11 protein-coding genes and 1 pseudogene are annotated in these 20,818 nt (G+C 65.6%); 8 read left to right on the forward strand and 4 right to left on the reverse strand.

Going from position 1 to position 20,818, the window contains the following annotated elements; all coding sequences use genetic code 11:
• Positions 1-151 precede the first annotated feature (151 nt).
• Positions 152-1,078, forward strand: coding sequence for a M48 family metalloprotease (locus DN412_RS38650; protein ID WP_244223026.1), 927 nt, complete (start codon positions 152-154; stop codon positions 1,076-1,078).
• Positions 1,075-6,597, forward strand: a complete 5,523-nt coding sequence (locus DN412_RS38655) for an AAA domain-containing protein (RefSeq protein ID WP_115216368.1) — start codon at positions 1,075-1,077, stop codon at positions 6,595-6,597. The genes DN412_RS38650 and DN412_RS38655 overlap by 4 nt, the downstream gene beginning before the upstream one ends.
• A gap of 223 nt (positions 6,598-6,820) precedes the next feature.
• On the opposite strand, the pseudogene DN412_RS38660 reads toward DN412_RS38655, so the two are convergent.
• Positions 6,821-7,321: pseudogene (locus DN412_RS38660) on the reverse strand (LysR substrate-binding domain-containing protein); the annotation flags it as partial.
• Between the two features lie 524 nt (positions 7,322-7,845).
• Here DN412_RS38660 and DN412_RS38665 point away from each other — a divergent pair.
• From DN412_RS38665 to DN412_RS38675, 3 genes are all read left to right on the forward strand, one after another.
• Positions 7,846-9,540, forward strand: a complete 1,695-nt coding sequence (locus tag DN412_RS38665) for an FAD-dependent oxidoreductase (RefSeq protein ID WP_115216369.1) — start codon at positions 7,846-7,848, stop codon at positions 9,538-9,540.
• 417 nt (positions 9,541-9,957) lie between these two features.
• Positions 9,958-10,668, forward strand: coding sequence for an SDR family NAD(P)-dependent oxidoreductase (locus tag DN412_RS38670; RefSeq protein ID WP_115216370.1), 711 nt, complete (start codon positions 9,958-9,960; stop codon positions 10,666-10,668).
• A gap of 395 nt (positions 10,669-11,063) precedes the next feature.
• Entirely contained in the window at positions 11,064-12,332 is a 1,269-nt protein-coding gene (locus DN412_RS38675; protein ID WP_115216371.1) for a patatin-like phospholipase family protein, read from the forward strand.
• Positions 12,333-12,602: 270 nt separating this feature from the next.
• Here the strand turns inward: DN412_RS38675 and DN412_RS38680 are convergent, their stop codons facing one another.
• The gene (locus DN412_RS38680) at positions 12,603-14,033 is read right to left on the reverse strand and encodes a catalase (RefSeq protein ID WP_115216372.1); all 1,431 of its coding nucleotides are present in this window, start codon (positions 14,031-14,033) and stop codon (positions 12,603-12,605) included.
• Between the two features lie 135 nt (positions 14,034-14,168).
• Positions 14,169-14,999, reverse strand: coding sequence for an alpha/beta fold hydrolase (locus DN412_RS38685; protein WP_115216373.1), 831 nt, complete (start codon positions 14,997-14,999; stop codon positions 14,169-14,171).
• A 530-nt stretch (positions 15,000-15,529) separates the two neighbouring features.
• Here DN412_RS38685 and DN412_RS38690 point away from each other — a divergent pair.
• Complete coding sequence (locus tag DN412_RS38690; protein ID WP_115216374.1) at positions 15,530-16,393, forward strand: cysteine hydrolase family protein; 864 nt, start codon at positions 15,530-15,532, stop codon at positions 16,391-16,393.
• 136 nt (positions 16,394-16,529) lie between these two features.
• On the opposite strand, the gene DN412_RS45770 is transcribed toward DN412_RS38690, so the two are convergent.
• Complete coding sequence (locus DN412_RS45770; RefSeq protein WP_341868103.1) at positions 16,530-18,344, reverse strand: LysR substrate-binding domain-containing protein; 1,815 nt, start codon at positions 18,342-18,344, stop codon at positions 16,530-16,532.
• Between the two features lie 233 nt (positions 18,345-18,577).
• On the opposite strand from DN412_RS45770, the gene DN412_RS38705 reads away from it, so the two are divergent.
• Together DN412_RS38705 and DN412_RS38710 are read left to right on the forward strand one after the other, a co-directional pair.
• Positions 18,578-20,125 carry a winged helix-turn-helix domain-containing tetratricopeptide repeat protein gene (locus DN412_RS38705; RefSeq protein ID WP_115216375.1) on the forward strand — a complete coding sequence of 516 codons (1,548 nt, stop codon included), beginning with the start codon at positions 18,578-18,580 and terminating at the stop codon, positions 20,123-20,125.
• Positions 20,126-20,484: 359 nt separating this feature from the next.
• The coding region (locus DN412_RS38710; protein WP_115216376.1) for an isochorismatase family protein at positions 20,485-20,818 on the forward strand (334 nt) is incomplete at its 3' end.

Consider the following 20,818-nt stretch of genomic DNA (forward strand, 5'->3'; position numbering starts at 1 on the left):
TGGCCTTGAATTCCGCCGTGTGTACCTTGCGCTTCTTGCCTTCACTCATTCGCCATCATCCCGTCAAGGACGACAGCTTAAACCACCGCCTGATCACTGTCTCAAATCGTGGGTCCACTTTACGACGCTATACCAGTCCCCGGGCCAGGACATGAACGCCTCGCTGGCCTACGTGCCGGGCGAGGTCCACATCATCCTGCAGGGGCCGCTGCTGGAACTGCTGTCGCCGCCGGAGTTGCTGGCGGTATTCGGCCATGAGCTGGCCCACTACCTGCTGTGGTCGCGCGACGACGGCCAGTTCCTGGTGGCCGACCGCATCCTGAACGACGCGCTGGCCGCGCCCGGCGCCAGCGCCAGCCATCGCGAGACCTGGCGCCGCTACGCGCTGCACACCGAGCTGTTCGCCGACCGAGGCGGCGCCGTGGCCGCCGGCGCGGTGGCGCCGGCCGTGTCGACGCTGGTCAAGGTGCAGACCGGCATGGGCAGCGTGGACGCGGCCGCCTATCTGCGCCAGGCGGCCGAGATCGAATCCCACGAAGCGGGCGCAAGCGCCGCGCACAGCCATCCCGAGACCTTCATCCGCGCCCGCGCGCTGGCGCTGTGGTGGGAAGGCGCGGCCGGTCTCGATCCGTGGATCGAGACCCGGCTGCACGGCACGCTGGCGCTGGAGAAGCTGGACCTGCCGGGACAAGTCCGGTTGCAGGCGCTGACACGCGGCTTCCTGGCCCACTTCCTCGCCGGCACGGCGCTGGCGAGCGACGCGGTGCTCGCGCAGGTGCGGATGATGTTCCCCGACTGGCGCGACGACGAACCGGTGATCGGCCTCGATGCCTTGGGCGCGGACGTGGCCGACGACAGCGTGCGCGGCTACTTTAACGCGCTGATGATGGACCTGGCGCTCGCCGACCCCGACCAGCAGGACGCGGCGCTGCTGCGCGCCGGCCAGGTGGCGCAGGCGCTCGGCAGCCTGGAAGCGCTGCAAGGCAATCTGCGCCGCGACGCCGGCTTCGGCAAGCGCGAGCTGGACCGCTTCCAGCGCCAACTCCAACGCGAACTGGCCAGGGAGGGCCGGGCATGACTGACAGCACGACCCACGGCACGAACACCATTTCGGGTATGACTAGCAGCAGCGAACCGCGCACGCTGCGCGCGCTGGTCGACGCGCAGGCGGGCGCGGCGCTGCCGACCGACGACGTCCTGGTGCTGGTGCTGCCACTGTTCGGGCAGGTCGCCGCGCTGCACGCGCAGGGCAGGGTGGCCGCGCTGGATCCAGACAGCATTCTGGTGGACGAGGACGACGGGCTGCGCCTGCGGCGCCCCGATGGCGAGACGCCCGTCATGGACATCGGCGCGGTGCATCGCGTGCAGCCGCATCCGGCCTCGGGCCTGAACATCGTCGGCGCGCTGCAGCTCGGCCACGCCGATGACGGACAGCGCGACCAGGCCGACCTGGCGCTGCAGCTTGACGCTACGGCGCCCATCGAACGCCCGGTATACCTGCCCGGACCGGCCAGCTGGGAACGCCTGGTCGGCCACCACGACGAGATCGGCGACGTCTTCCTGCTCGGCATGGTGCTCGCGAGCCTGGCCTGCGGCCTGGACTTCGACGACGAGGACGACCTGCGCAGTTTCGTGGCGAACCGCCGCAACCTGTTCCTGCTGCACGAGCGCTTGCATCCGATCGTTGCGTCGGTGATCGTCGAGATGACCGAGATCAACCGCCACGACCGCGCCACCGATGTCGCCGCGCTGGCCACCCGGCTGCGCACGTGGCGTGAGCAGCCGCCGGGCCTGGACGTGGAGCGCGCGCTGGCCGGCACGACCGGTGCCACGCCGCGCCGCGCGGCCGTGCTCACGCACCTGCGCGACCGCCTGTTCGATCTCTCGCGGCGCAACCGCCTGCTGCATTTCCGTCCGACCGCGGCCAGCGTCAACGTCACCGTGGCCAGCGTGCCGCTGATGCTGCAGATCGAAAGCGTGCGGCCCGAGCACATCTGCACCTGGGGCGGACCGTTCGCCGCCGACCTGGTGGCGGGCAAGCCGGTGTCGCTGCAGCGCTGGCTGCGCTTTGACGACCAGCCATACCTGCCGGCGTCGCTCGACCGCCTGATCGCCGAGACGCGCCGCGACCGCGCCGAGTACGGCTTCAGCAACCTGCGCCTGGTAGTGGCGTTCCTGCGCTGGCACAACCTGAAAGAGGCGCCGGACGAGCGCATCGTGACGCCGCTGCTGTGGTTGCCGGTGGAGCTGGTCAAACGCAAGGGCGTGCGCGACCAGTACGTGATCCAGTGTTCCGGCGGCGAGGCCGAATTCAACCCGGTGCTGCGCCACTACCTGAGCCAGCTCTACGACATCCGGCTGGACGAGACAGTGGATCTCGGCAAGACCTCGATCGAGGAGATCCATGCCGACATCCTCGCGCAGATTCGCCGCTCCGAGCCCTCGGTGGAGCTGCGCCTCGTTGACAAGGCCGCAGTGCGGCTGGTGCGGCAGAAGGCGCTGCAGCGGATGCAGCAGTTCCAGCGCCGCAGGCCGGGCAGCGCCGCCGCGCGCGCCGGCGGCTGGCTGCCGCCGTACAGCTACGCGCAGGATGACTACCGGCCGCTGGGGCGCGCGCTGTATGAGCATTGGGTGCGGCCGAGCGAGCTGCCGCAGCGCTTCGAAGCTGGCGCTGCGCCGGGCGCCGGCCCACGCCAGCCGCACATGAGCGGCCCCGCTGCGGCGCAAAGCGAAGAGCGCCAGGGCTACGTGCTGGAGCAGTCCGAAGGCCACCGTTATGCCTGGGACCTGGACCTGACGCAGGTGACGCTCGCCAATTTCAACTATCGCAAGATGTCGCTGGTGCGCGACTACGCGCAGTTGCTGGACGAGCCTGGCGCCAACCCGGCGTTCGACCGCGTGTTCTCGATCGAGCCGCGCGACGTGGAGACAGAAGCGCCCGCGCCGGTCGCACCGGACGAGCAATGGAACGTGGTGGCGGCCGATGCGACCCAGAACGCCGCGGTCGGCCTGGCGCGCGGCCAGCGCAGCTTCATCATCCAGGGCCCGCCGGGCACGGGCAAGTCGCAGACCATCACCAACCTGATCGCCGACTACGCCGGTCGCGGCAAGCGCGTGCTGTTCGTCTGCGAGAAGCGCGCCGCGCTCGACGTGGTGTTCCATCGGCTCAAGCAAAGAGGGCTGGACCCGCTGTGCTGCCTGATCCACGACTCGCAGACCGACAAGAAGGCTTTCATCGCCGACCTGCGCGCCTGCTACGAGCAGTGGATCGCGCAGCCGCACGACGGCGACGCGCTGGCGGCGCGCCGCACGCAGTTGGCGGAGACGCTGGCCACACACCAGCAGCGTATCGACGCATTCGAGTCGGCAATGGCCGCCACGCCCGAGGCGCTCGGCGACAGCGTGCGTGCACTGTTGCGCCGCGTGACCGCACTGCCTGCCGTGCCGGATGCGGGGCCTGCCCTGCGCGAGCGCCTGCCGGCGCTGGCCGCATGGGATCGTCAGCGCGATCTCGCGCACCGCGTGCACCGCGCGATGCGCGAGCGCTTTGGTCTCGACAGCCTGGCCGCGCATCCGTTCGCGCGCTTGTCTGCCCAGTTGCTGGCCGACGAGCGCGCGTATGGCCGCGCCGAGCAGTTGTGTAATGACGCCGAGGCGCTGTTCGATGCGCTCGACCCGCTGCTGGACAGCACTGCGAGCCTGTCCAGCCAGGACACTGGCCTGGAACAGGCACGCGCGAATGCCGCCGACAGCCAATGGCTGCTCGATACGGGCCTTGCCGCACACCTGGACCTGCTCGATCCGACCTCGCCGGCGCAAGCCGCGCTGCGCGAGGTCCGCGCGGCGCTGGAGACGCGCGCGCAGGCACTCGCCGACGCGCAAGCCGCAACCTCGAACTGGCAGGACAAGCTCAGCCCCGGCGACACCGACTCGGCGCTGGCGCTCGCGCGGCGGCTGGAGCCGTCGTTCGCGCGCTGGCTGCAGCCAGCCTGGTGGCGGTTGCGCGGCGAACTGAAGCGCCGCTATGACTTCGGCAAGCACGCCGTTCATCCGGGCTACGGCAAGGTGCTGGAAGCGCTGGCCGCCGAGCACGCTGCAAGCGCGGCGCTGGCGGCGGCCGATGCCGACAGCCGCCGGCGCTACGGCGTGAACGAGATGCAAGCCTTCCTGCGCGCGCTTGCGGAACTCGAGCAGCGCCTGCAGTCGGGCGCTGGCCCGCGCGAGCTGGTCGCGCACCTGCGCCAGGCCGTCGATCCGGTCGCGGCGGCGCGCGCCGAGGCCGGTGCGCGCGAGGCACTGGAGAAGCTCGCGCAGCGCGTGCGCGACGGGCTGACGCTGGCCGCCGACGCGCGCCTTGGCGGCATCGCCGAACTGCTGCGCGACCTGCGCGAAGCGCTGGACGACCTGCCAGACCTGTTGCCGCTGTTGCGCGCGGTGCATGCGGGCGACCCCGCCTGTGCTGCCACGCTGCAGTGGCTGGATCACGCACCGGAGCAGTTGGAGGCCATGGTGGCCGACGAGGCGCTGCGCCGTCTCGCGCGCGAGAACCCGGTGCTGGCGCGCTTTGGGGGTGCGGCGCTGGCGCAGGCCGCGCGTGCCGTGGCGCAGGGGCAGCGCGAGCTGCTCGCGTTGAACGCACAAGTGGTGCGCGCCACGCAGCACAAGCAGTTCGCCGAGCACGTGCGCGTGTCCTCGCTGTCGGCTACGATGCTGGATGCCGACAGCAAGGCGTTCAAGAAGCAATACGCCACCGGGCGCCGCGAACTCGAGCACGAGTTCGGCAAGAGCATGCGCCACCGCTCGATCCGCGACCTTGCCGACGACGAAACCGGCCTCGTCATCAACGACCTGAAGCCGGTCTGGCTGATGAGCCCGCTGTCGGTGTCCGACACGCTGCCACTGTCGCCGGACCTGTTCGACGTGGTGATCTTCGACGAGGCCAGCCAGATTCCGACCGAGGAAGCCGTGCCCGCGCTGAGCCGCGCGCGCCAGGTGGTGGTGGTCGGCGACGAGATGCAGTTGCCGCCGACGAGCTTCTTCACCGCCGGTGGCGCCGAGGGCGACGACGAGATCGTCGTGGAAGAGGAGGGCGAGCGCATCGCGATCAACCTCGATTCCGACAGCCTGCTGAACCAGGCCGCGCGCAACCTGCCCGCCACGCTGCTGGCGTGGCACTACCGCAGCCGCCATGAGTCGCTGATCAGTTTTTCCAACGCGGCGTTCTACGACGGGCGCCTCGTCACCATCCCCGACCGCGTGCTGGAACAGGCGGAGGACGAGGCCGAGCCATTGCGCTCGGACCATGACGATGCCGGCATCGCGGGCGCGGACGCGCTGCTGGCGCGGCCGGTCAGCTTCCACCGGCTGGCCGACGGCGTCTACGCCGAGCGCCGCAATGCGCCCGAGGCGGGCTACATCGCCCGGACCGTGCGCGAGTTGCTGCGCCGCGAGACCGGGCTGAGCCTGGGCATCGTGGCGTTTTCCGAGGCGCAGCAGGGTGCCATCGAGTCGGCGCTCGAGGCGCTGGCCGCCGAGGACGCGGACTTTGCGATGCGCCTCGAGCGCGAATACGTGCGCGAGGACGACGACCAGTTCAACGGGCTGTTCGTCAAGAACCTGGAGAACGTGCAGGGCGACGAGCGCGACGTGATCATCCTGAGCATCTGCTACGCGCCGGGACCTGACGGCAAGATGATGATGAACTTCGGCCCGATCAACCAGCGCGGCGGCGAGAAGCGCCTGAACGTGATCTTCAGCCGCGCACGCCATCGGATGGCGGTAGTGTCGACGATCCAGGCCGAGGCGATCACCAACGTGCACAACGACGGCGCGGCCGCACTGCGCGCATTCCTGCAGTTCGCGCAGGCCAGCGCGCGCGGCCAGTTCGAACGCGCCCAGGCCGTGCTCGGCGCGCTGAACCCGGGCGCGCGCGACGCCTTCACGCGCGAGGCCACGCCGGACAGCATCCGCGACGCACTGGCCGAGGCCTTGCGCGCGCGCGGCCACCAGGTGCACGCCAACGTCGGCCGCTCGCAGTTCCGCTGCGACCTGGCCATCGCCGATCCGTCGGGACAGGGCTATGCGCTGGCGATCCTGCTCGATACGCCGTCCGAGGCGGTGACCGACACCGCCGAGCGTTACGTGTTCCGCCCCGGCATCCTGCGCAGCTTCGGCTGGCGGGTGCTGGACATCCCCGGCAAGGACTGGCTCGACGACCGGCACGCGGTGCTGGCCCGCATCGAGGCCATGCTGGCGAGCGGCGAGGACCGCGCACTGGACGTGGAGGTCGACATGCCGGCGCCGTTGACGACGCCGGTGACGGCGCAGGGCGCAGAGCCAGGCAATGAGGTCCGGACGGACGCGGCGACGGCATCGGCTGCAGTGGCGGACCTGGTGCGGACGCTTCGCTTCGAGCAAGGCACCTCGCGCAAGTTCTGGCGTGCCAGCGTGCGCGGGGCGGAACTCTGCGTCACCTACGGCCGCATCGGCAGCGCAGGGCAGACCATCGTGAAGGCGTTCGACAGCGCCGAGCGGGCCCGGCGCGAGGCGGACAAGCTGGTGGCGGAGAAGCTGCGCAAGGGCTACGTGGAGGAATAGCCCGCGGACGCGGATTGAGCAAACGTACCGGTTGCTCCTCAGTCACGTCTGCGTGCAACAGGGCTCGCCGGCTGCACAATGTGCTGTATAGGGCTTTACGGATGTCTCAGTCGGTCGACGAACAGCCGTTTGATCCGAGAGGAGAATGGGTCGTAGCCGACCCGCTGCTGCTGCGTCCAGCGCTGCTTCAATGGCAGGCTCTAAGGTTCAGCGTCATCCGCGCTTAGGTGTCGTCTCCTGCTGCAAAGATCTCGCGCAGCCATTGTGCAAAGACCCGAACCCGCGACGAGAGCTGGCGATTCTGCGAATACAGGACGGAGACAGGCATCGGCGGGCACGGGAAGTCCCGCAGGACAATTTTCAAGCGACCCGACACCAGTTCCGCGGCCACCCGGTAGCGGGGCACCTGCACCAGCCCCAGCCCGGCTACGGCCGCGCCGGTGTAGAGGTCGGCGCCGGTCACCGAAACGACCGCAGGAAGCTGGACCGGCGTCACCTGGCCGTTCACGGTGAATTCGAGCGGAACGGCCTTGCCGGTCGCGCTGGACATGTAGTTCACGGCCCGATGCGCCGCCAGTGCCTGCAAGTCGGCCGGCTCGCCATATTTCTTGAGATAGCCGGGGCTGGCGACGGTCACCTGCTCCAGCAGCGCGACCTGCCTGCCTACCATCGATGAGTCCTGCAGCGTGCCTGCTCGCAAGACGCAATCGACGCCTTCGCGCGCACGAGGGTCCGTTTTTGAATCTTTCTATTGCGGAGATGCGTTGTTGGCGCGTTCGCGCGTCTCAAGGACGGTTGCGCGAATGTTGCAGCATACAAAACGCTGCGATTGGTGCCGATGCGACAACAGAGTGGGTACCGTGAGAGCACTACCGCGTGGTCTGTCGAAGCGTATTATTCCGTCCAAGCCGACCCCGAGGCAAATAAAGCCGCGCAGCCTCGGTGAGCTCAACTTCTAGTCAACTGCCAGCAGAGAATCATGATGCAACGCCTTAACTACTTGCAGCAGTCCTCTGAACTGACCAAGAAGTTCGTCCGGCAAGGCGTTCGGGCTCGACAAGCCCAATCTCGAGTGACGTCAAGAAGGCGATCGCCGCATTTGCCGCATGCGGCTAGCGATGCTTCGCCCCTCCGTTCCGACGCGCCTCCTATACGCAAGTCTTGCCATGGCACGCCCGGTGCATGACTGCGTTTCGAGGACTGGACTGCTACGCTTGCACGCAAGGCAGACCACCACATCCATCCGCCATGGACATCTCCGCCCAACACAAGTCGTCCGCCGATGCATCCGGCGCCGTGCCGGAAGCGGCCCCGGCCGTCGTAGTCTTGCACCAGCGGCAGATGTATCCGCACTTATCTGCCGCCGATATCGCGCGCATCGCGCCCTATGGCCGGGAACAGACCTGGCAGGCCGGCGACTACGTGGTACGTACCGGGGATCCGGCCAATGGCATGATCCTCGTCATCGAAGGGCGTGTGCGCATCGTGCAGCGCGATGGCATCGGTGACAGCGCTCTGGCCTCTGAGCACGGGCCCGGAAATTTTCTGGCCGAAATCGGCCAGCTTTCTGGCACGCCCGAACTCGTCGACGGCATCGCCATCGAGGATGTGCGCGCCATCGTCGTGCGCCCGGCGTGCTTGCGCGCGCTGATCGTAGCCGAGGCCGCGCTCGGCGAGTTGATCATGCAGGCGATGATGCTGCGCCGCACGGCGCTGATCCAGCGTGGACGCGGGCCGACGCTGATCGGCCGTGGGAGCGATCCGGTCATGTCCGACCTGCAGGCGCTCCTGCAGCGTAACAACTATCCGTACTCGGTGGTTGATATCGACGCCGATGCTGAAGCGGCGGAAATGCCCGGCAAGTTCGATGCCACCGATGACGATCTGCCGCTCGTCATCGGCCCCAATGGCGCGGTGCTGCGCCGTCCCGATACCACGCAGGTGCTGTCGTGCCTGGGGTTGCTGCCGCATATCGATGGCAGCCGGATCTATGATGTGGCGATCATCGGCGCGGGCCCGGCCGGGCTGGCGGCGGCAGTCTATGCGGCGTCGGAAGGGTTGCCCGTGATCGTACTCGATGCGTTGTCGCCGGGCGGTCAGGCCGGTGCCAGCGCGCGCATCGAGAACTACCTGGGATTTCCCGCTGGCATTTCGGGCCATGCGCTTACCACCAATGCTTATGCGCAGGCGCAGAAGTTCGGCGCGCACATCGCCTTTCCCACGGAAATCGAACGGCTCGATTGCGGCGCCGTACACCAGTTGCGTACGCGGGCCGGCGATACGATCCAGGCGCGTACCGTCATCATCGCCAGCGGCGCCGCGTACCGTCGGCCGCCGATTCCGCGCCGGGCCGAGTTCGAAGGGAGTGGCGTCTACTACTGGGCGTCGCCGGTGGAAGCCAAGCTCTGCGCCAACCGGGAAGTCATGCTGGTGGGTGGCGGCAATTCCGCCGGCCAGGCCGCCGTGTTCCTGGGTGCCCATGTCGCGCACGTCCACGTTGTGATTCGCGGTGATAGCCTCGACACCAGCATGTCGCGCTACCTGATCGACCGCATCGCCGCGCAGCGCAACATCACGGTCCATGCCCGCACCGAAGTGGTGGACCTCGAAGGCAATACGCGGCTGACAGGCGTAACCCTGCGTGATTGCATGGGCACGCAGATGACGATGCGGGTGCAGCACGTGTTCCTGTTTACTGGCGCGCAGCCGAACACATCGTGGCTGGACGGCTGCGATGTGGGGGTAGATGCCAAGGGGTTCGTGCTGACCGGCATAGACGCCGGGCTGCAGTCCAATACGCTGGAAACCTGCGTGTCGGGCGTCTTCGCCATCGGCGATGTCCGCTCCGGCTCGACCAAGCGCGTGGCCACTGCGGTGGGCGAGGGCGCAGCGGTTGTGTCGCAGATCCACGCCTATCTCGCTGTCGCTCGGGAAGCGGCCTGAGGCCCTCGGGGCAGGCTCTCTGGTCGCCCGTGTTGTCTCGCTACTGGTGACTGGTACACGTCCCTGGGTATGCACGAGGTGGGCCATGGCGTCGAAGGCTGTTCACTGCAGGGCACACGCCGCTGTGCGGCACAGGCGATCACGCGAATCGATCCGGACTCCTGCGTCGGACGTTTGTGAAGGCTTACTGTATGTCTTCCGAATGCTCGTACCTTCAAAAGTATCCGTCGACAGGCCGCGCCACTGGACTAATTCGGAGCCAACGCGTACCACATGTATACGCTCGTCCCATCGTTGAACAGGAACATCTGTCGGCGACGATAACCGCGCATAGCCGCGCCGACGTTTACTGAGCGGTTCTGAGGTTTTTGAGCCCGGGACTGCACCGCGTCAACCCGCAACTGGAGGAGGGGTAGCATGAGCAACCAACAAAAGGTCATTGTCATCACCGGCGCTTCGCAAGGCATGGGAGCGGAGGCGGTCAAAGCATTTCGCTGCCGGGGGCACCACGTTGTCGCAACGGCCCGCTCCATCAAAGCGACTGACGACACCGACCTGTTGGCCGTGGCAGGCGATATCGGCGAACCCGCTACCGCGCGCCGTGTGATCGATGAAACGATCAAACGCTTTGGGCGTGTCGACACGCTAGTGAACAATGCCGGCATTTTCATCGCGAAGCCTTTCGCCGAATACACGGCCGAAGACTTCACGTCATTGATCAATGTGAACCTGGCGGGCTTTTTCTATATCACGCAGCTCGCGCTGGCTCAAATGGAGAAGCAATCGAGCGGGCACATCGTCAACGTCACGGCGAGCCTCGTCGACCACGCGATGGAAGCCTTGCCGGCGGCTATGGCGTCGCTGACGAAGGGCGGAATCGCGGCGGCCACTCGCGCGCTTGCGATCGAATATGCGAAGCGCGGCATCCGCGTGAATGCGGTCTCACCGGGAATGATCAAGACTCCGATGTTTCCCCCGGACTTGTACACGAAATTCGGCGCGTTGCATCCAATGGGCCGCATGGGCGAAATGAGCGACATCGTCGAAGCGATCCTGTATCTGGATTCGGCGCCGTTCGTGACAGGCGAAATTCTGCATGTCGATGGCGGCCAGGTCGCCGGTCATTGAGTACTCTTCAAGCTCTCGTGAATGCACCGGCGCATGCTGCAAAGTCCGCATGCAAATTGCGCATGCAGGGCCGCAGCGGCGAGCAATCGCAAACAACCGCCCGCCACCTCGACGCCCGCCGCGCGCACGCATGCGACCGAGTATCGAAATATGCCCTCCAGCACATAGACGCCTGACCTAGTCCAATGCAGAAGTTTCGACATCACTACACTCTTCGGCGCAAGAGCAGTCTGCCTTGGCGAATGGGGGAGACAGGGAGAGAGCGACACGCCTGCGGCAGGGCCTACCGCACTCTGATGCTGCTTCTATTTGCGGGACTCAGTGCCTGCGGGTCGCTTCCTCACAATGCTCCGCGCAATCTGCCTCAGGCCGCGGCTGGCAGCGCATCCGCGGCCATGCGAGAAGCCACCGACGTCGCCGGCCAGACAACCGTCGCCATGTCGTTCTCTGGCGGTGGCACGCGAGCCGCAGCCTTCGCCTTCGGCGCGCTGCAGGGGCTTGACGCCATGAGAGGTCCTGGGGGCGCGTCTTTGCTCGACAACGTCGCATTCATTAGCAGCGTGTCCGGAGGCTCCATCACCGCTGCGTACTACGGTCTGCACGGCAAGGCCAGCCTGGCGACCTTTCGATCAGTGCTCTTGAAGGACGGAGAGGCGGGACTTCGCTTCAGCCTCCTGAATCCGGTCAACCTTGCGCGCCTCTTCGCGGGGGGGCTCAACGATCGGGAAGATCTCAGGACATGGCTCGACGAAGACGTGTTCAAGGGCGCGACGTACGCCGACATGTTCCACCGCGGCAAGCCAATCGTTTGGATCAACGCCACGAACGTCTACTACCGGGTCGCGTTCCCGTTCAGCCAGCAGGCATTCGATGCGCTATGCAGTGATCTCGCGAGCTTTCCCGTTTCCGAGGCCGTCGCCGCATCCATGGCGGTCCCGCTCTTCTTCGCACCGATCGTCCTTCAAAAGCATCCCGAGGCTTGCAGTGCACCGCTGCCGGACCTTGACAAGGCCCAGGCGCCTGGGCAATCGCTGCTGTTTGGCGCGTTGGCAAACGCCGTTCGCGGTCTCCGGGACACTTCGAAGGGAAAGTACATCAAGCTGGTCGACGGCGGGGTGACCGACAACTACGGCTTGGCCACCATTTTGCAATCGCGCCTGCTGCTGGGCACGGCTTACGGCCCCATGAGCGAGAACGACGCGATCAATGTGCGACGGCTACTGTTCATCGTTGTTGACGCCGGTCACGGCCCGCGCGGCGATTGGAACCGAAGCCAGGATGGCCCATCCGGAATCGAAGTCGCTAGCGCGGCCATCGACGCGGCAATGGGGACCAACGTCCGAATGAGCTATGACGCCTTCGTTCCCATGATGCAGCAGTGGCGCGACGACCTCGTGGCGTATCGATGTGGCATGCCGCATTCTCGGCAGCAGGAGATCGCTGCACGCCGCCCAGGCTGGCGGTGCAACGAAGTCGAATTCTTCGTCACGCGGATCTCGTTTGAAGCCCTCGACAAGGAGCGTGCTGCAAGTCTGAACGATGTGCCGACCAGACTTCGTCTGCCCGAGAGGGACGTCGATCGCCTGATCGAGGCGGGGAGGGATGCCATCCTTGGCAACCCGGTGATCCGCGAGTTCGAGCGCGAATCGACCGAGGCGCGATAGTCCCACGGCACGCGGCGTGGGTGAGGCGGGCGGTGGCGAGAGTCTCAAAATGGCCGGATTCCGACGTAGGCCCACCCGCGCATGGGTACGCGGGCGCCAGAGGCAACTACCGACCCATTCGGCCTTCCGCTGATCGGATGGGCAGATGGCGGCTTCCAGGCTACAGCGGTCGTCCAAGCCCTCCTCCCAATGCGCATAAGCGTACGCACTCTGCCCCGCCTTTCACGGGCGCGTTGGGCAACTTGCTGCACCAACGCGCCCGGTGCTTGACTAGCGGTTCTTCAGCGCCTCGGCAACCCCTGCGCCATAGGCGCGATCGGCCATCGTGCAATTGCGGATGTGCCGCTGCTGCACGTCCTCGCTCGCGCTGCCGAGCGAGCGCGCCGTGTTGTCGAAGAGCTGCAGCTTCTGCTCGGGCGACATCAGTCGGAACAGCGCCCCCGGCTGCGAGTAGTAGTCTTCGTCCGCGCGATGGTCCCAGTGCGCGGCTGCGCCCGAGAGCGCCAGCGGCGGCTCCGCCAGCCGCGGGCTGTCGGCCCACTCGCCGCGGCTGCTGGGCACGATGCCGGGCAGCCCGCCCTGGTTGCCGTCCACGCGCATCGCGCCGTCGCGGTGATAGCTGTGCACCGGGCAGCGCGGGGCGTTCACCGGGATCTGGTGCGCGTTCACGCCCAGCCGGTAGCGGACCGCATCGCCGTAGCTGAAGAGCCGCCCCTGCAGCATCTTGTCCGGCGAGAAACCAATGCCCGGCACGATGTTGGCGGGCGAGAACGCCGCCTGCTCCACATCGGCGAAGTAGTTGTCGGGGTTGCGGTTGAGCTCCAGCACACCCACCTCGATTAGCGGATAGTCGCCGTGCGGCCAGACCTTGGTGAGGTCGAAGGGATTGAACGGGCAGACCTGCGCCTGCTGCTCGCTCATCACCTGGATGCACAACGTCCAGCGCGGGAAGTCGCCGCCGTCGATCGCCTCGAGCAGGTCGCGCTGCGCGCTCTCGCGGTCGTTGGCGACGATCGCGGCGGCCTGTGCGTCGGTGAGGTTACGGATGCCTTGCCGGCTGCGCAGGTGAAACTTCACCCAGTGCCGCTCGTTGTCTGCGTTGATGAGGCTGAACGTGTGGCTGCCAAAACCGTGCATGTGGCGATAGCCATCGGGCAGGCCGCGATCGCTCATCACGATGGTCACCTGGTGCAGCGCCTCGGGTAGCAGCGTCCAGAAGTCCCAGTTGTTCTGGGCGCTGCGCAGGTTGCTGCGCGGGTCGCGCTTGACTGCGTGGTTCAGGTCGGGAAATCGCAGCGGGTCGCGCAGGAAGAACACGGGCGTGTTGTTGCCCACCAGGTCCCAATTGCCTTCCTCGGTATAGAACTTCACCGCGAAGCCGCGGATGTCTCGCTCGGCATCCGCCGCGCCGCGCTCGCCGGCCACCGTGGAGAAGCGCACGAAGACGTCCGTCTTCTTGCCGATGCCGGAAAAGAGCCTGGCCTTCGAGTACGCCGTGATGTCGTGCGTCACCGTGAAGTGGCCGAAAGCGCCGGAGCCCTTGGCGTGCATGCGCCGCTCGGGGATCACCTCGCGGTCGAAGTGGGCGAGCTTCTCGAGCAGCCAGATGTCCTGCAGCAGCGCGGGGCCGCGCGCACCGGCGGTCTCGATGTTGAAGTTGTCGACAACGGGGGCGCCGTTGGCATGAGTGAGTTTGGTCATGGCAATGTGGGCAAGAAGAGGGGTTCAGTGGAGCGTCTTCAGGAGGGAGGACTGTACGTCCAGCGTGGGAGTCGCGTCGATGGCCTCCAACTCAGGGTGGACCGGCCATCGACGGTGCCGACTGATTCGACGCAATCAGGCCTTGATAAAGGCCAGCAGGTCCGCGTTGATGACGTCCACGTGCGTTGTCGGCATGCCGTGCGGGAAGCCCTTGTAGGTCTTCAGCGTGCCGTTCTTCAGCAGCTTGGCCGCCAGCGGCGCGGAATCGGCGTAGGGGACGATCTGGTCGTCGTCGCCGTGCATTACCAGCACCGGCAGTCCGATCTTCTTCAGGTCGCCGGTGAAATCGGTCTGCGAGAACGCGACGATGCCGTCGTAGTGCGCCTTGGCGCTGCCCATCATCCCCTGGCGCCACCAGTTCTGGATGATGCCTTCCTGCGGCTTCACGCCCGGCCGATTGAAGCCGTAGAACGGCCCGGCGGGAAGGTCGCGGTAGAACTGCGCCCGGTTCGTGGCCGTCTGCAGTTGCAGGCCGTCGAACACGTCCTTCGGCAGGCCGCTGGGATTCGAAGCGGTCTTGACCATCAGCGGCGGCACGGCGCTAATGAGGCAGGCCTTCGCGGCCCGCTTCTCGCCGTGGCGAGCCAGATAGCGCACGACCTCGCCGCCACCGGTGGAGTGGCCGACGTGGATCGCGCCCTTGAGGTCGAGATGGTTCACGACCGCGGCGAGGTCGTCGGCGTAGTGATCCATGTCGTGGCCGTTCCAGACTTGCGCCGAGCGGCCATGCCCGCGCCGATCGTGCGCGACGACACGATAGCCCTTGGAGAGGAAGAACATCATCTGCGCGTCCCAATCGTCGGAGCTCAGAGGCCATCCGTGCGAGAAGACAATCGGAGTGCCATTGGAGGGACCCAAATCCTTGTAGAAGATCTGGACCCCGTCTTTGGTGGTGACATAGCTCATGGGTGGATTTCCTTCCGGAGTTTCAGCGCCATTCGGCGCAGTAGGCGCAGCGGTCGCTGCGAATGGCAAAGCCGCTGCTGCTGCAGTGCCTGCCCCAATGACCAACAACTGACGGCGCGTGACTCCAGCGAAGCCAGGCCGTACTGGCGCGGGATCAATCTTCATGGGTATAGACCTGAGTGGAGACACGATCAGTCTAGCCATGGTCTCCTCGCCGTGCGATATGCATCACGGGCAATTCGATGTTGCAGGAGCTTCACCAATGTCGCGGCAACGCATCCAGCGCGCGCCGCTGGGTCCTTCACCGAGCTCAGCCATCCGCGCGACAGGATCTTCAGATGCGCCGGCTCATTCTTGACGGACTCTCGCTGAGCGCGATTGGTACTTCGCGATCAACAGACTTATCCGCACCCAGCCCCTAGTGCAGGCGGGCATTTGCTTCTAGATTTCAACGCATCACGTCAGCATCGATGCATCGGATCGAGAGCCTCGCGGCGTGTTCGTTGTCCACCCCAGTCGCAGGAGCCAACATGACCCAACGCAGCAACTACCAACATCAGTCGTCGGAGCCTTTCAAGATCCATGACCACCGATGCGTTGCCCGCGCCACGCTTCGGTGGACGGCCGCGCTTGCGATGGCCGTTGCAAGCATCGCAACCGCCACGGCACATCCACATCCGGTACAACCTGCGCAGTACACCGATCCGACCGAGCGCGCCATGCCCGTTCCCACGATGACACTCGATCTGGAACACACCGCCCTGGTCGTGATCGATCCCCAGATCGACTTCATGAGCCCGAAGGGCGCCGCTTGGTCCGCTGTGGGTGAAGCCGTCACCGAACGACGGCTCGTGCCGAACCTGCTGCGCCTGTTCGAGTCCTCGAAGAAGGCGGGCATCGTCGTCGCGATCTCTCCTCACTACTACTACCCGCACGACCACCAATGGAAGTTCCAGGCCCCCGTCGAGCTCTTCCAGCACAAGATCAAGATCTTCGACAGGCCCAGCGCACTGAGCCTGGATGGGTTCCGCGGTTCGGGCGCGGACTTCATGCCCGAGTTCAAGCCCTACATCGAGGACGGCAAGACCATCGTCGCTTCGCCCCACAAGCTCTACAGCCCGCAGACCAACGATCTCACGTTCCAGCTTCGCAAGCAGGGCGTCACCAAGATCGTCCTCGCCGGGATGCTGGCCAACCTGTGCGTGGAGTCCCACTTGCGCGAGTTTGCGGAGCAAGGCTTCGAGGTGGCCATCGTGCGTGATGCGGTCGCAGCCCCGAAGCTGCCTGAGGGCGACGGCAATCTCAGCGCGCTGATCAACTTCCGCTACATCGCCAACGCGCTGTGGACGACCGACGAGGTCGTCGCCCGGCTCGCGAAGCCCACCGCGCAGTGACCCGTGATTGCCTCGCCCGCCTGGGCGAGGATTTCGCCTAGGTCACGGGTGGCGAATGCGCTGCACGAGTCCACCGGCCCTTCTTGCGGGCTTCTGGGAATGCAGCCGCAGGTGCCTTCCAAAGTCACTGCCAAGTCTATTGACCCCGCAGGGGCACCAATGGCGCCGAGGCGACCTGTCGATCATCAGGCGTTGGTGAGAAAGCACCCGCGCATTGAAGGTCCAGCGCCCGGATCGCTGCCGTCATGTGGTCGACGAACACGCGGATACGCGACGGCAGATGCTGACGGCTCAGGTAGCAGATGTAGTGGCCCCGGTCATCGGGTGCGTACTGTGGCATGGAGTGAACCAGTTTCCCCTCGCGCAGCAGATCGCAGATCAGGTACCCGCCCAATTGAGCGATGCCTTTGCCTTGGAGGACGGCCTCCAGCACTAGCCCGACATCGTTGAACATGAGGCGCGATGGCGGAGTCAGCTTGCGCGATCCCCCCTCCACCTTGAACTCCCATTCGTAGACGCGGCCCGACGGCAGACGGACGTTGATGCAGTCGTGCTGCACCACCGCGTCCGGCGACTCGGGCATTCCGCGCCTTGCCGCATACTCGGGCGAGGCGCACACCAAAGTCTGCATCGGGACGATCTGTTTCGCGACGATCCGGCTGTCGGCCAGGCGCCCGTTGAGAAACGACACGTCGATGCGGTCCGACGTGAAGTCGCTCGCGACGCAGCTCAGGTGCAGCTCGATCTCGATGTCGGGGTACTTCTCCTGGAAGCCCCACAGCAGCGGCGCAACCACCTTGCGGCCGAAGCCCTCGGAAGCGGAGACCCGCAGGCGTCCTCGCGGCGGACCGTCGCGCAGATCGCGCAGGTCCTCCATCGCCTGTGTGATGAGAACGACGCTGGGCTGGCAGCGGGCATGGAAAATCTCGCCTTCGCGCGTGAGCGAAATGCTGCGCGTCGTCCGACTCAACAGACGCAAGCCGATCTGCGCCTCCAGCTTCTGGATGCCGCGGCTGACCGCGGAACGCGTGATCCCGAGCCGGTCAGCGGCCTTGGAAAAGCCGCCTTCGGCCACGACGGTGATGAAGGCGACGACTCCGGGATAGCTCGTCGCGAAACTCGATGCAAGCGCGTCCGAGTTGTCCGCACCGGCAGTCGCCAAAAGAGGGGACTGCATGGCGAAGCAGGACTGAGCCTGGTAGCGAGCGAGCCAGTCCTCGAACCGGATCGCGCCGATGCGGGGGTTCTCCCCGGGTGTGAGCGTCCGACCGGAGAGGAGGCCACCGAAGTAGCGCGCGTGGACGTCCGCCACGACCTTGCGCGTATCCTGCGTCGCCCGCAGGAAGCGCCCGACCAGTTCGTCCAGCGGCATCGCCTCCGGACCGGCGACTTCGACCGTGCCGTTGACCGGCGGCGCGACTGCAACGTCGGCAAGCGCCGCTGCCACGTCCGCTGACGCGATCGGCTGGATCAGCGCCGGCGACAAGCGAATCTCCTTGCCTAGGGTGGCCAACTGGGCAACCGACTGGGCAATGTCGCCGACAAACTCGTAGAACTGCGTCGTACGCACGATGGTGTAGGGAATGCCGGACGCCTTGATGAGGCTCTCCTGCGCGACCTTCGCCTGGAAATAGCCGCAATCGGGAAGCCGTTCGCTACCAACGATCGACAGGGCCACATGGTGGCGTACGCCGGCGGCAGCGCTCGCAGCCAGCAGGTTGCGGCTCGATGTCTCGAGAAGCTCGAGGGCCGCCTTGTCTTCCCATACTGGCGCGTTCGCCACATCGACGACGACCTCGGCGCCGTCGAGCGCTTTGGCCAGACCCTCGCGGGTGATGGTGTTGACGCCGCTGTCAGGGGCGGCTGTGAGCGCGTCATGGCCGCGCTTGCGAAGGTCCTCCACGAGCTTCGTTCCGATAAGGCCGGTGCACCCGATGACGACAATCTTCATGTTTTCTCTCCGTTTCTCGACGCAAACCTTTGCCGTCGATGTGCGTGGAGATTGCCCGCGGGCTCCGGGGAGGTCTTTGCCTTCACCTTGAATTTCTGTGCAGGAGAGCTTGGTTTTTCGTCCAAGCATTGCCCGATCGGGATGAGATGCTCTCACCACCGGTTGCAGTATCATCCATGGACGGAGTTCGCCAGTTGCCCCACTTGGGAGCCGAATCGGCCAGGGGATGTCAAGTGCAGTTCGTGTTTGGAGACTACGTGATCGACCCGGAACGCCGGGAGCTTTCGCATCGCGCGAAAGTCGTACCTGTCGGGCCGCAGGTCTTCGATCTGCTGCTGCACCTCGTCAGGAACCGCGACCGTGTCGTCAGCAAGGATGACCTGCTGCAGGCGGTATGGCGCGGCCGAATCGTCTCGGAATCGACGATCACCAGTCACATCAATGCGGTACGCAAGGCCATTGGCGACACCGGCGGGGAACAGCGCTTGGTCAGGACTGTCGCCCGCAAGGGTTTCCGCTTTGTCGGCGATATCGGCGAACACATCTCCAGAGAATCGAGGGAGCCGCCATCTGCGCTCCTCCCTCCGGGTAAACCCTCCATTACCGTATTGCCCTTCCAGAACCTGAGCGGCGATCCCGAGCAGGAGTATTTCGCCGACGGCGTGGTGGAGGACATCATCGCTGCGCTGTCGCGCATACGCTGGCTGTTCGTCATCGCGAGCGACTCGAGCTTCACTTATAAGGGCCGCGCAGTCGAGGTGAAGGACGTCGGCCGCGAGCTCGGCGTGCGCTACGTGCTGGAAGGCAGCATGCGCAAGACCGGCAACAAGGTGCGCATCACAGGGCAGCTCATCGATGCCAGGACCGGGACACATCTCTGGGCGGAGCGCTTCGCAGGCACGCTGGACGACATCTTCGAACTGCAGGACCAGGTTGCGGAAAGCGTGGTGGGCGCCATCGCGCCGCAGCTCGAGCGGGCGGAAATCGAGCGTGCCAAGTGCAAGCCGACGGAGAACCTGTGCGCCTACGAGTATTACCTTCGCGGCACCGCGCAGGTGCACAGCGGAACGCGCGAATCAATCGAGGCGGCGCTGCCCTTGTTCTACAAGGCCACCGAGCTCGATCCGGATTTCGCATCGGCCTATGGCATGGCGGCCTGGTGTTATATCTGGCGCAAGATGAATGGCTGGATGACCGATCAGCCTCGGGAGATTGCCGAGGGCACTCGCCTGGCGCGACTGGCGGTGGAGCTCGGCCGGGACGATGCTGTGGCGCTCACGAGAGGAGCTCATGCACTCGGGCATCTCACCGGCGACCTCGACGGCGGTATCGCGCTGTTCGACAGAGCTTTGCTGCTCAATCCGAACCACGCCCTTGCATGGTCCCTGTGTGGGTGCCTGCACGCTTGTCGCGGTGAAACAGACGCTGCGATTGAGTATTTGGCGCGTGCCGTTCGCTTGAGTCCATTGGATCCCGAAATGTTCAGGATGCAGGCTGGGATGGCGCTGGCACATTTCCTGGCAGGACGTTTCGACGCCGCTTCGGATTGGGCCGAAAGGGCCAAATGCAATCTACCGAGTTTCCTTGCCCCGGTCGGCGTTCTGGCGGCGAGTCATGCGCTCGCTGGACGCATGGACAAAGCGAAGGAGGCGATGCAGCGCCTGCGCACGCTCGATCCGTCACTCCGCGTCTCCAATCTCAAGGACTGGCTTCCGATCCGTCGCCCAGAAGACCTGACCCAGTTTGCGGAGGGGCTGCGGCTGGCCGGATTGCCCGAGTGACTACGGCACGATTGGATGAGACCAGTCCCATCCTCGCTTGAATGAGGGTAGTTAGGCCAGCTTCGGTCATCATGAGTCTGGAGCCAACTGACTCAAACTGGCCGGGAAGAGCCATAGGTCGACCCGTGCCCGGTTGGCGCTTCCCGAGTTCGCATCCCTCACTGCACCTCCGGAGTGTCCGTTTGGCGAATCCCAGAAATTCAAAATATTTGAATAACATGTCGGCGAATCGATTCCTTTGAGCCAAGCTATCGCCGCTATAGTTCTGCACATGGACGACGCGACAACGCAGCAGAGCGAAAGCAGTGTCGCCAGACAGAAGCTCAAAATTATTGAATCAAAACACACCGGAGAACACTATGTCGAACGCCAAACTGGAAGTCCTGACCCCGCACAACAGCCAGATTATCTTCATCGACCATCAGCCCCAGATGGCCTTTGGCGTGCAGTCGATGGACCGCCAGACCATGAAGAACAACGTGGTCGGCCTGGCCAAGGCGGCCAAGATCTTCGACATTCCGACCACCATTACCACGGTCGAGTCTGACTCGTTCTCGGGCTATACCTACCCCGAACTGCTCGACGTGTTCCCGGGTAAGCAGACGCTCGAACGCACCTCGATGAACTCGTGGGACGACCAGAAGGTGCGCGACGCGCTGGCCGCCAACGGCCGCAAGAAGGTGATCGTCGCCG

Origin of the sequence: Cupriavidus lacunae (assembly GCF_003353055.1) — a bacterium.
In the GTDB taxonomy this organism is placed as follows: domain Bacteria; phylum Pseudomonadota; class Gammaproteobacteria; order Burkholderiales; family Burkholderiaceae; genus Cupriavidus; species Cupriavidus lacunae.